General features: G+C 63.4%; 10 protein-coding genes and 1 pseudogene. 5 read left to right on the plus strand and 6 right to left on the minus strand.

The features are described 5' to 3' along the window. The first annotated feature begins 65 nt into the window (after positions 1–65). Positions 66–1,279, plus strand: a pseudogene (locus tag NKI73_RS17700) (MFS transporter). Positions 1,280–1,409: 130 nt separating this feature from the next. Here the strand turns inward: NKI73_RS17700 and NKI73_RS17705 are convergent. Then, the gene (locus tag NKI73_RS17705) at positions 1,410–1,757 is read right to left on the minus strand and encodes a GFA family protein (RefSeq protein ID WP_352631862.1); all 348 of its coding nucleotides are present in this window, start codon (positions 1,755–1,757) and stop codon (positions 1,410–1,412) included. A 106-nt stretch (positions 1,758–1,863) separates the two neighbouring features. Here NKI73_RS17705 and NKI73_RS17710 point away from each other — a divergent pair, with 106 nt between their 5' ends. Continuing rightward, positions 1,864–3,159, plus strand: coding sequence for an amidase (locus NKI73_RS17710; protein WP_352631838.1), 1,296 nt, complete (start codon positions 1,864–1,866; stop codon positions 3,157–3,159). A gap of 18 nt (positions 3,160–3,177) precedes the next feature. Here NKI73_RS17710 and NKI73_RS17715 read toward each other — a convergent pair whose 3' ends face one another. The 5 genes from NKI73_RS17715 to NKI73_RS17735 are packed head-to-tail and all read right to left on the minus strand — an operon-like array spanning position 3,178 to position 7,432. Then, positions 3,178–3,567 carry a hypothetical protein gene (locus NKI73_RS17715; protein WP_352631840.1) on the minus strand — a complete coding sequence of 130 codons (390 nt, stop codon included), beginning with the start codon at positions 3,565–3,567 and terminating at the stop codon, positions 3,178–3,180. Positions 3,568–3,609: 42 nt separating this feature from the next. Next, a complete protein-coding gene (locus NKI73_RS17720; protein ID WP_352631842.1) occupies positions 3,610–4,590 on the minus strand; it encodes a hydroxyacid dehydrogenase in 981 nt (326 codons plus the stop codon). 5 nt (positions 4,591–4,595) lie between these two features. Continuing rightward, the gene (locus NKI73_RS17725; RefSeq protein ID WP_352631844.1) at positions 4,596–5,312 is read right to left on the minus strand and encodes a FadR/GntR family transcriptional regulator; all 717 of its coding nucleotides are present in this window, start codon (positions 5,310–5,312) and stop codon (positions 4,596–4,598) included. A gap of 2 nt (positions 5,313–5,314) precedes the next feature. Continuing rightward, positions 5,315–6,484: a mandelate racemase/muconate lactonizing enzyme family protein gene (locus NKI73_RS17730; RefSeq protein ID WP_352631846.1), complete on the minus strand. Its 1,170-nt coding sequence runs from the start codon at positions 6,482–6,484 to the stop codon at positions 5,315–5,317. 60 nt (positions 6,485–6,544) lie between these two features. Then, positions 6,545–7,432: a sugar phosphate isomerase/epimerase family protein gene (locus tag NKI73_RS17735; protein WP_352631864.1), complete on the minus strand. Its 888-nt coding sequence runs from the start codon at positions 7,430–7,432 to the stop codon at positions 6,545–6,547. Between the two features lie 388 nt (positions 7,433–7,820). Here NKI73_RS17735 and NKI73_RS17740 point away from each other — a divergent pair, with 388 nt between their 5' ends. The 3 genes from NKI73_RS17740 (at position 7,821) to NKI73_RS17750 (ending at position 11,104) form a co-directional block, all read left to right on the plus strand. Next, entirely contained in the window at positions 7,821–8,876 is a 1,056-nt protein-coding gene (locus tag NKI73_RS17740; protein WP_352631848.1) for a sugar phosphate isomerase/epimerase family protein, read from the plus strand. A gap of 152 nt (positions 8,877–9,028) precedes the next feature. Then, positions 9,029–10,216, plus strand: a complete 1,188-nt coding sequence (locus tag NKI73_RS17745; RefSeq protein ID WP_352631850.1) for a Gfo/Idh/MocA family protein — start codon at positions 9,029–9,031, stop codon at positions 10,214–10,216. Between the two features lie 36 nt (positions 10,217–10,252). Further along, positions 10,253–11,104: a sugar phosphate isomerase/epimerase family protein gene (locus tag NKI73_RS17750; RefSeq protein WP_352631852.1), complete on the plus strand. Its 852-nt coding sequence runs from the start codon at positions 10,253–10,255 to the stop codon at positions 11,102–11,104. The last annotated feature ends 80 nt before the right edge of the window (positions 11,105–11,184 follow it).

Here is an 11,184-nt window from a genome sequence, read left to right on the forward strand (position 1 = left end):
AGGTGGTCACTCCCTATGTTGCGTTGCAGCCAAATGCTGCGCTGCAAACAAATCGGAGACTGACCATGGCCGAACCCGCGACAGGCGTCATCGACACCACACTTTTGAACCCTGCAGACTCCGACGAACGAGCCGAACCGGCCTGGGGTGCCGTGGTCTCGCTGGCACTAGCCGTTTTTGGGCTCGTCACCGCGGAATTCTTGCCCGCCAGCCTGCTGACGCCGATGGCGCGCGACCTCGGCGTCAGCGAAGGCGTGGCCGGACAAGCGGTGACCGCGACCGCGATCGTTGGCGCCATTGCCGCCCCCACCATGGCGATCATCACCAGGCGTATGGACCGCAGGCTGGTGATGTGGATGCTGACGGTGTTCCTGATCCTGTCCAACCTTCTGGCCACTTTTGCCTCATCCCTGCCCGTGCTTCTGCTTGCCCGCGTCGTGCTCGGCGTTGCGCTCGGCGGCTTCTGGGCAATGTCGGCCGCCATGGCGCTGAGATTGGTGCCGATGCGGCTGATGCCGCGAGCCATGTCGATCATCCTGACCGGCGTTTCCCTGGCGACCGTCTGCGCGGCGCCGGTCGGCGCCTATGTCGGTGACATCTGGGGCTGGCGCACGGCCTTCATGATCGCGACTCTCGTTGCCGCCCTGGCGCTGCTGGTGCAACTGGCCACCATTCCGAAATTGCCGCCCGTGGGCGTAGCGAGCTTCCGCACCTTGCTGGGCGTGCTGGAGCGCCCCTCCATCAGGATCGCACTGCTCGTCGTGCTGCTGGTCGCCTCGGGACACTTTGCCGGCTTCACCTATGTCCGTCCCTTCCTCGAGAAGGTGCCTGTGCTCGACATCGAGACGATCTCGCTGGTGCTGCTGGCCTACGGCATTGGCGGCTTCTTCGGCAATGTCGCCGGTGGCATTCTGGCCGAACGCAGCCTCAAGGCAGCCGTCGCTCTGGCGCCCTTGCTGATTGCGCTGGCCGCCGCCTCGATGCTGGTTTTCGGAGCTTCGCCCACAATCGCCGCCGCTGCCGTTGCGGTCTGGGGCTTTGCCTTCGGCGCGGTTCCGGTCGGGCTGCAGAGCTGGCTGGTGCGGGCTGCTCCGACCAGGCCGAAAGCGCCGGAGGGCTGATGGTGGCGACCTTCCAGGTGGCGATTGCGCTCGGCGCCGTCTTCGGCGGCCTGCTGGTCGACCATGCCGGCGTGGCCAGCGCCTTTGTCTATTGCGGCGCAGCGACACTGCTGGCGGCCCTCGTGGTGTTCCTGCGCGGCCCGAAGCGGGCCGAGTAGCCTGCCCATTGGCAGGACTAAGCTTCCCCTGACACAGCGCATCGGCCCGGGAACCGTCACGGTTTTCGGGCCGCTGCCGCTACGATGGCAGTGATGAAGCTGCCCTCGACATAGGCCACCATCGGCCGGCTCAGGCGGCGCGCCCGTCGAAGTCGAAAATCGCCAAGGTGGACGGGTCGAGATCGGCGACGCAGTTGAGGTTGATATAGGCGCTGCGTTCAGCGCCTTCGCGAACATCTTCCGCGAAGGGATGGATGCCGCAGGCCCGGCAGAAGCGGTGCGCGATGGCATGGTTGCCGAATGTGTAAGTGCCGAGATCGTCGCCCCAGGCCAGGACCTGCAAGGTCCCGTGCGGGATGGCACACAACAGGGCGCCCTTGCGCGAGCAGATCGAGCAATTGCACCGCACGGCGCCGGTCAGTTCGGCCTCGAACTCGAAGGCGGCCTTGCCGCAGTGGCAGCTGCCTTTGTAGAGCATCGGATTTTCCTCGTATTCGACAGGGTGCAAAACCGCCTGCGCCGGGTTAAGTCTCGGCAAGCCATGTCCCAAGGACGTTCAAGGCGTCTGGAGTCCGACACCGAAAATGCAATCAGTCCGTGATCAACTGGAAATTATCCTTGCGCGCCTTGCCGCCCGTGCCGGTGAAGAGCGCGTGTTCACGAAGCTCTATACCGAAGCCGCACGGGCCGCGGCTGATGCCAGCGATGCCCGCAAGCGGGCAGGGGTGAAGCTCGGACCACTCGACGGCACTATTGTCTCGATCAAGGATCTGTTCGATGTCACCGGTGAACCAACCACGGCCGGTTCGCTGATGCGCAGGACCGCCGCGCCCGCCTCGCACGATGCCGCCATTGTCAGTCGGCTGCGGCAGGCTGGCGCGGTCATCATCGGCAAGACCAACATGACCGAATTTGCCTTCACCGCGATCGGCGACAACCAGCACTTTGGCACGCCCGGCAATGCCGTGGACGCCATTCGCATTCCGGGCGGCTCATCTTCTGGCGCCGGCGTTTCGGTCGGCGAGGCGACGAGCGAAATATCCATCGGTTCCGATACCGGCGGTTCGATACGCATTCCGGCTTCGCTCAATGGCGTCGTCGGCTTCAAGCCTACAGCGCGACGTTTGCCGCTCGCCGGCGCGTTCCCACTGTCCGCCACGCTGGACTCGATCGGTCCGCTTGCCCGGACCGTCGCCCAGTGTGCTGCTGCCGATGCTGTGATGGCCGGCGAGGTGCCGACCGCGCTGGCGCCGATTGCCCTTGCAGGGCTTCGAATTGGCATCCCGCGCGGTGTTCTTTTCGAGGAGACGGAAGGTGAGGTCGCTGAGGCGTTCGAGCGCTGTATCGGCAAGGCCGAACGGGCCGGCGCGCGGGTCGCGGAGATGTCGATCGATGATCTGCTTGCCGACATGCACGCGGCGACCAAGCGTGGTTCGATCGCCGCGATGGAAGGGGCCGAAGTGCATGCCGACTGGCTGGCGACGGGAGCCTCGGTGCCGGTCGACCCGCATGTCAGCGGGCCTTTGGCGCGGGCAGCAATGCTGCCTACGCCGGTCTATATCAGGGCGATACGCCGCCGTGCTGCACTCGCTGCCGCCATGGATGAGCGGCTGGCATCGGTCGATGTGCTGGTCTTGCCGACCACACCTGTGATGGCGCCGACCATCGTTTCGCTGACTGAAGATGCCGAGTTGCGCGACCGCATCGAAGGCCTGCTGCTGCGCAACACGCAGGTCGCCAACCAGTTCGATCTTTGTGCAATTTCGCTGCCGATGCCAGGCACGGCACTGCCTGCCGGATTGATGCTGGTGGCGCGCAACGGGCATGACCGGCGCCTGCTGCGGATTGCTGCTGAAATTGAGTCGCTGCTTGGCTCGTGACCGGGGCTGGACCGACGATCAGTGCGACGAACAGTGCCTGCGTTCGCTATCCTTGGCGGTCCGTACGATGCGGGTCGCGACCAGCCAGGGAAGGTTGTATTCCTTGCCGGCAATGGTCTGGGTGCGGTGCTCGATCGATCCCCTGACAACGATCTTTCCGGCATAAAGCGCGTCGGAGAGATCTGTTATCGCCTTGTCGGCTTGGGGCAATCCACTGGGGTCGATCGACACGTCCTTGATGATCGTGCCGGTGCCAAGGTCGAGCGCGCTGTTCGATGGGCAGGGCGCCTTGAAGCAGCGCAGCCCGTTGTCGCAATAGACATAACTGCTCTGGGCCTCAGCAATTGACGGCAAGGCGCAGAGCGAAGATGCGGCAACAGTCAGACATTTGAGGCGAAGACCGAACATGGTGCTCAACGTCGCGGAGAATTGGGGCGAAACCGCGATGCTTTAGCTATCGGCCGGAAACCGCCGACGGTAATGCTCGACCACTTCTGGATTGCGCAGGTTGACCGGCAGTTTGCCCGCCAGCACGAGCAGGGCCTCGCCTGCCGCGCCAACGCCCATACGCATCATCGATTCCTCGGTGATGCCGGCCATGTGCGGGGTGATGATGACATTGTCGAAGCCGAAATAAGGATGATTTGACGGCAGCGGCTGCGTCGAAAACACGTCGAGCGCGGCACCGCCGATCCGGCGCTTCCGCAAGGCTTCGATCAGTGCGTCGTCGTCGACGACCGGCCCGCGCGACACGTTGATCAGCAACGCATGCGGCTTCATGCGCGCGATCCGCTCGCGGTTGATCAGGCCGCGCGTCTCCGGTGTCAGCGGGCAGCACAGAACGATGATGTCGCTCTGCTCGACCAGGGCGTCGATCGACAGGAAGCCGACCTTCTCCGGCGCCGGCTGCATGCTGCGTGTGGTTGCCACCACCTTCAGGTCGAAGCCGTGCGCGGCGATATGGCCGACAGCCTGGCCAACGGCACCGAGGCCGACGATGCCGATCGTCTTGCCGGCAAGCTCGCTGTTGGCGTTGGCGTGCTCGCGGCCGGCGAGCCAGCCTTTTGCCCGCAAGTCACGGTCGACGACGCGGAAGTTGCGCAGCAAGGCAAGGGCCGCGAACATGACGTGTTCCGCCACCGAGCGCGCATTGACCGCCGGCACATTGGCCACCAGCACGCCGGCGGTGGTCGCCGCCTCCATCGGGATCATGTCGAGTCCGGCGCCATGGCGGATGGCCGCCCGCAGTTTCGCGGCACCCTCGAACAGCGCCGGCGGCAGCGGCGCGCGGACGATGACGATGTCGGCATACCTTGCCTCGGCGGCCAGCGTGGCCGGATCGATGGCGGAAGCGACGACGAGTTCGCCGGCGCCGGCCAGCATGGCCGAGGCGCGCGGGTGTAGCGGGTGTGTCGTGAGGATACGGGCCATGTCGGTCAGGCTTTTTCGAGCGCCGGGCTTTGCGGTTCCTCGCCATGGCCTTCGATCAGGCCCTTCCAGTAGCTCTCGGCACCTTGCAGATGAGCGCTCATCAGCGCCTGGGCGAGATTGCCGTCGCGGCGCAGCAGCGCCTCATAGATCTGGATGTGCTCGGCATGCGAGCGCACATTGCGCTCCGGGTCGTTGAAATAGATGGGCAGGCGCTGTTCGCCCATCATGTAATAGACGCTGCAGACATTGTGGAAGACGCTGTTTTTGGTGGCGCGTACGATCTCGAGGTGGAATTCGCGGTCCTCCCTGGCCAGGCCTTCGCCCGCCGCGATGCGCTCTTCCGAAGCTTTCAGGATTTCGCGCAGCCGCTCGAAATTCTCCTCGGTGGCGCGCGAACAGGCAAGCTCGGCCGCCTTGATCTCGTGGATCTTGCGCAGTTCGACCGTCTCGTAGATCTGGATCGGATCGAGCGGGAGGCCCGCGCGGGCAAAAAGCGCCATGGCTTCCACGCTGGCCTGCTTGGTGTCGATGTAGATGCCCGACTTGGCACGGCGCTCGACGATGCGCATGGCCTCGAGGATGGCGAGCGCCTCGCGAAGCTGGCCGCGACTGACGCCGAAATGTTCCGCCAGCTCGCGTTCCGACGGCGTTCGGCCGGTCTCCTTGTCCGAATGGGAGAACAGGTAGGCGGCGAGTTCCGCGAGAAGGTTCTTTTCTTTCATTGTCAACCGCGTTGCGCGTGCGCCTCTAGGAACCGCTCCGAAATGGTGAATCCCAGCCCCGGTCTTTCGGGGATCGCTATCATACCGTCCCTGGCTTCGACAGTCTCCTCAACCAGATCGTGGATCATCGGGTTGGCGCCGAGCGAATATTCGACGGTAAAACTCGACGGCGAGGCAGCGCAGACATGCAAGCCGGCGAAGAAACAGGGCGCGCCGGCCCACAGATGCGGCGCAAAGCGCAGGTTGAAGGCGCTGGCGATGGTGCCGATCTTCATCGCCTCGCTGATGCCGCCGCAGAAGGCCGGATCGGGCTGGAAGATGTCGGCCGCCTTGAGCACGGCGAGGTCGCGGAAGGCATAGCGTGTCGACTCGCTTTCGCCGGTGGCGATCGGAACGGCGCCTGATGCCCGCACTTCAGCCATGCCGGGCTTATCATCGGCAATAACAGGCTCCTCGAACCAAGCGAGGTCGAGGTCGTTGACGAGGTGGATGAAGCGCTTGGCTTCGGCCACGGTGTAGGTGCCATGCGCGTCGACCATCAACTCGATATCGGGACCGAGCGCCTGCCGTGCGGCGCGCACGCGGGTGGCGGAAATGTGTGCCGCGCCGTCCATGGCGCCAACCCGCATCTTCAGCGCCTTGAAACCGCCCTTGGCGATATAGGATTTCAACTGCTCGCCGATGGCGTCGGCGGATGCCCAGCCACCGGAGGCATAGGCCGGCATGCGATCGAGCTTGCGGCCACCCAGCAGCCGCCAGACCGGTACGCCAAGCGATTTGCCCAGGATGTCCCACAGGGCGATGTCGACGGCGCTGATGGCAGCGATGCTCATGCCGCGCCGCGCCAGCTGCGGCATAGCGTGGCCGGTGCGCGCGGCGCTGTCGTGGCGCACGCCGTTGTAGAGCATCTCCCAGATGACGCCAATGTCGGCCGGATCGCGGCCGATCAGCTGCGGTCCGACCTCATGGTTCAGCATGTGGACGAGTGCGCCGTAGCTACCGGCACTGCCGGCGGCGTTCTTGCCTTCACCCCAGCCGACCAGACCGTCATCGGTTTCGATGCGCAGGATGGCGGCGTCGAAGGTCGTCACCTGGCCGAAATCGCTGCGGTGTTGCCGAGCGGCTTCGATCGGGATGCGGACCCACCAGGCTTGGACGGTCTTGATGCGCATATTCTTTCCCAGCCCTGCCGCCGGTCAGGGCGAAAGAGCAATTTTCCCAGAGGCAGTCGGCTACTTGATCAGCGGCAGCAACGTTTCGGCGGTGATGCGCATCTGGTCGGTGTAGAACTTTTCCGTCAGCACGCTGGAGCCGTGGTCCTGGATGAACTTCAGCTGCTCGGGTGAGATATCGACCGGGTGGCGCTCGACCATATCGGGATAAGGGGCGGCCGGCGTCCGGTCGACGGGCGCAACGAACTCGTTGGTCAGCGCGCCGTCGTAACCGATCTCTCTCAGCGTGGCGACGATCTTCGGCCAGTCGATCTGGCCAAGGCCGGCGGCAAAGCGGTTGTTGTCGGCGACATGGAAGTCGAACAGGCGCTTGCCGACCTGGCGGATCGCGTCGTGAACGTTAAACTCCTCCATATGGATGTGGTAGGCGTCGAGGCAGACGCCGCATTCGGGGCTGACCGCGTCGGCCAGCGCGAGCGCCTGGGCGCCGCGATTGAACAGATAGGTTTCGAAGCGGTTGAGCGGTTCGACCGCAATCTTGACGCCGACCTTCTTGGCGTGGGTGAAGCATTCACGGGTGGCGTCGACAACCCACTTCCATTCCTCTTCCTCGGTGCCGTCGGGCACGACCTTGCCGACCGTTGCCGGCACCAGCGTGATGATCTCGCCATTGAGTTCGCTGACCATGGTCAGCACGTCCTTGACATACTGAACGGAGCGCTCGCGCTGGCCCTGGTTCCTGGCGGCAAGGTTGCGCTCGCCCAGCATCAAGGTCACCGCGCCCCAGCAGCGGATGCCATGCTCTTTCAGCAGCGCCCGCGTCTCCTTGGTCTTGTATTGCTCGGGCTCGCCGGAAATCTCGATCGACTCATAGCCGAATTTCTTGATGCGCTTGAGCGTCGTCTCCAAGGGTTCCGCGCGCATCCAGTTGTGCGTCGAAAGATGCATGGTCTGTCCTTCCCAATTCGTCTCAGCGGCATGCACCGCCGAAAGGCGACGCAAGGGTTCCTCCCCAAGGCATCCCCAGCCTTTTCCTGCAAACTGGTTCGACCAATTGGGCCTGAATGGAGGTCTACAGCAAATTCTTCTGGACGGCAAGAAGCGCGGGAAGGCTAGTTCCGGCCTGGATTATTCCATTGATTATATTGATGTATGTTCCTGTATTTCGCCTTTCCAAAGGGCTCCGGCAATGCATTGCGAGGCTTGACCAAATTCCCTCATTTGGTAATACCAGAATAGCGGCGCACACGATGCGCCCGATGTGAAGAGACCAAAGTGGCTGGCCCTGCTTCCAATCGGCGCTATGCTCGGTCGCGAGAAAATGAGGGAGATGCCGATGCCGACGACAATGAAGGGCCCTGGACTGTTTCTGGCGCAGTTTGCGGGCGATGCCGCGCCGTTCAACTCGCTGGCGTCGATCACCAAATGGGCGGCCGGTCTCGGCTACAAGGGCGTGCAAATTCCGACCTGGGACGCGCGGTTGTTCGATCTCAAGAAGGCGGCCTCTTCCAAGGCCTATTGCGACGAAGTGAAGGGCATCTGCGCGGATGCCGGTGTCGAGATCACCGAACTGTCGACGCATCTGCAGGGCCAATTGGTGGCGGTGCATCCGGCCTATGACGCGCAGTTCGACGGCTTTGCGCCGGCTTCGGTGCACAACAATCCGAAAGCGCGGCAGGAATGGGCGGTCGAACAGATGAAGTTCGGTGCCAAGGCGTCGAAGAACCTTGGCCTGAAGGCCTCGGTAAGCTTCTCCGGAGCGTTGGCCTTTCCCTACCTCTACCCCTGGCCGCAGCGTCCGGCCGGGCTGATCGAAGAAGCCTTCGCCGAACTCGGCAAGCGCTGGAAGCCGATCCTTGATGTCTATGAGGATAATGGCGTCGATGTCGGCTACGAAATCCATCCCGGTGAGGACGTGTTCGACGGTGCGACCTTCGAGATGTTCCTCGACGCGGTCGGCGGCCACAGACGCTGCAATATCAATTACGATCCGTCGCACTTCCTGCTGCAGCAACTCGACTATCTCGAATTCATCGACATCTATCACGAGCGCATCAAGGCGTTCCACGTCAAGGACGCCGAGTTCAATCCGACCGGCCGGCAAGGCGTTTATTCCGGCTATCAGAGCTGGACGAACCGCGCCGGCCGCTTCCGGTCGCTGGGCGACGGGCAAGTGGATTTCGGCGGCATCTTTTCCAAGCTGACGCAGTACAATTATGATTCCTGGGCGGTGCTCGAGTGGGAGTGCTGTCTGAAGCATCCGGAAGACGGCGCGGCCGAGGGTGCGCCCTTCATCCAGCAGCACATCATCCGGGTGACAGAAAAGGCATTCGACGATTTCGCCGGTGGCGCTACGGACAAGAAAGTACTGCGCGGCATGATGGGAATTTAACGCTGATTTCCCTCCCCCTTGAGGGGAGGGTGGCCCGAAGGGCCGGGTGGGGTCGGTCCATGCCGCGCCCTACGCCCGGCAATCCCACCCGATCCGCTACGCGGATCGACCTCCCCTCAAGGGGGAGGTACGCAACAGCTAGGAGAAGAAACATGGTCGGCGCATCGAAGTCGGAAACGGGAGGCGGCCCGATCCGCTATGGCATGGTCGGTGGCGGGCAAGGCGCCTTCATCGGCGCGGTGCACCGGATCGCGGCGCGCCTGGACAATGATTTCGTACTGGTCGCCGGCGCTTTGTCGTCCGACCCGGCGCGTGCAAAAGCCTCGGGCGCTGAACTCGGGCTCGACCCCGATCGCAGCTATGCGTCCTATGCCGAGATGGCCAAAGCCGAAGCCAAGCGCCCCGACGGCATCGAGGCGGTGGCCATCGTCACCCCGAACAATGTGCATGTGCCGGCCGCGAAAGCTTTCCTAGAGGCTGGCATCCACGTTATCTGCGACAAACCGCTGGCAACGACGCTGGCCGAAGCCAAGAAGCTGGCGGCGATAGTCGAGAAGACCGGCAAGGTGTTCGTGCTCACCCACAACTATACCGCCTATCCGATGATCCGGCAGGCGCGCGAGATGGTGGCCAAGGGCGTGCTCGGCGACATTCGCATCGTGCAGTCCGAATATCCGCAGGACTGGCTGACAGAGGACCTTGCCGCCACTGGCCAGAAGCAGGCGTCGTGGCGCGGCGACCCGAAACAGGCAGGCGCCGGCGGTGCGCTGGGCGACATCGGCACGCATGCCTACAATCTCGCCCGCTTCGTTTCCGGGCTGGAGCTGGATTCCCTTTCAGCCGATCTCGATGCCTTCGTGCCGGGACGGCTGCTCGACGACAACGTCAACGTCATGCTGCGCTTCAAGCCCGCGGGCAAGACGCATCCGGCCAAGGGTATGATCTGGGCAAGCCAGGTGGCGCCGGGCCATGAGAACGGGCTGAAGCTGCGCATCTATGGCTCCAAGGGCGGGCTGGAATGGGTGCAGGCCGACCCGAACTATCTCTGGTACACGCCGTTCGGCCAGCCCAAGCAACTGCTCACCCGCAATGGCGCTGGCTCGTTGCCGGTGGCGGGCCGGGTCAGCCGCGTGCCGTCAGGCCATCCCGAGGGCTATCTCGAAGGTTTCGCCAACATCTACCAGGAGGCCGCACGCGCCATCCGCGCTGCCCGCAAGAAAGGAGGCAAGCCGGCAAAGGATGTCGTCTTTCCGACCATTCACGACGGTGTCGAAGGCATGGCTTTCATCGAGGCCTGTGTGAAGTCGTCGAAGAAGAATGGGGCATGGACGAAACTCTAAATAAAAATCAGGGGGATCCAAGGGGAGGGGGCGTCGATGAAAATCGGCATGTGCATGTTCTTGTGGACGACGGCTGTGTCGAAGAAACACGAGCCGTTGCTCAGGGATATCAAGGCAACCGGCTTCGATGGCGTTGAGATACCGATCTTCGCCGGCACGCCCGACGACTACAAAAAACTCGGCGAACTGCTCGACCGCATCGGACTGGAGCGGACCGCGGTTTCAGCGATGGGCGATCCGGCGATGAATTTGATCTCGGCCGATGCGGCAACGCGCAAGGCCGGTGTCGATTATATGAAATGGGCGATCGACTGCGCCGATGCGCTTGGCGCCAGCACGCTGAGCGGCCCGTTGCATTCGACGCTCGGCGCCTTTTCCGGCTCCGGGCCGACGGCCGCCGAGAAGAAGCGTTCCGTCGCCTCGCAGCGCGCTATCGGCGACCATGCCGGCAAGAGGAACGTCACCATCGGGCTTGAGGCGCTCAATCGCTTCGAATGCTATCTCCTCAACACGATGGCCGACCTGTCGGAGCATATCGATGCCGTCGACCGGCCACACATCAAGGCGATGTACGACACCTTCCACGCCAATATCGAGGAGGCCGACCCGATCGACGCCTACACGAAACACCGCCGGAATGTCGTGCATATCCATATTTCGGAGAACGATCGCGGCGTGCCGGGGCGCGGTCACCTTCCGTGGAAGGAAACATTCTCCGCCATCCGCAAGAGCGGCTACGACGACTGGCTGACGATCGAGGCGTTCGGGCGTTCGCTGAAGGACCTGGCGGCAGCGACCAAGGTGTGGCGCGATTTTTCCGAAACGCCGGAAGCGGTCTATCGGGAAGGGTACAAGCATATCAGGAACGGGTGGAAGAGGGCGGTTTAGGCTCCTTCGTCATGGTGGGACGGAGCAAAGCCGTCCAACAGCTGCCGCCGCGTTCCTTCACACCCCCCTCTGTCCTGCCG

Source organism: Mesorhizobium sp. M0496 (assembly GCF_040321205.1).
Classification (GTDB): Bacteria; Pseudomonadota; Alphaproteobacteria; order Rhizobiales; family Rhizobiaceae; genus Mesorhizobium.

Excerpts from the sequence above, each read along its gene's own strand:
- NKI73_RS17715 (WP_352631840.1), bottom strand. The coding sequence starts at position 3,567 with ATGTTCGGTCTTCGCCTCAAATGTCTGACTGTTGCCGCATCTTCGCTC.
- NKI73_RS17735 (WP_352631864.1), bottom strand. The coding sequence starts at position 7,432 with ATGCATCTTTCGACGCACAACTGGATGCGCGCGGAACCCTTGGAGACG.
- NKI73_RS17740 (WP_352631848.1), top strand. The coding sequence starts at position 7,821 with ATGCCGACGACAATGAAGGGCCCTGGACTGTTTCTGGCGCAGTTTGCG.
- NKI73_RS17705 (WP_352631862.1), bottom strand. The coding sequence starts at position 1,757 with ATGCTCTACAAAGGCAGCTGCCACTGCGGCAAGGCCGCCTTCGAGTTC.
- NKI73_RS17710 (WP_352631838.1), top strand. The coding sequence starts at position 1,864 with ATGCAATCAGTCCGTGATCAACTGGAAATTATCCTTGCGCGCCTTGCC.
- NKI73_RS17745 (WP_352631850.1), top strand. The coding sequence starts at position 9,029 with ATGGTCGGCGCATCGAAGTCGGAAACGGGAGGCGGCCCGATCCGCTAT.
- NKI73_RS17730 (WP_352631846.1), bottom strand. The coding sequence starts at position 6,484 with ATGCGCATCAAGACCGTCCAAGCCTGGTGGGTCCGCATCCCGATCGAA.
- NKI73_RS17725 (WP_352631844.1), bottom strand. The coding sequence starts at position 5,312 with ATGAAAGAAAAGAACCTTCTCGCGGAACTCGCCGCCTACCTGTTCTCC.
- NKI73_RS17750 (WP_352631852.1), top strand. The coding sequence starts at position 10,253 with ATGAAAATCGGCATGTGCATGTTCTTGTGGACGACGGCTGTGTCGAAG.
- NKI73_RS17720 (WP_352631842.1), bottom strand. The coding sequence starts at position 4,590 with ATGGCCCGTATCCTCACGACACACCCGCTACACCCGCGCGCCTCGGCC.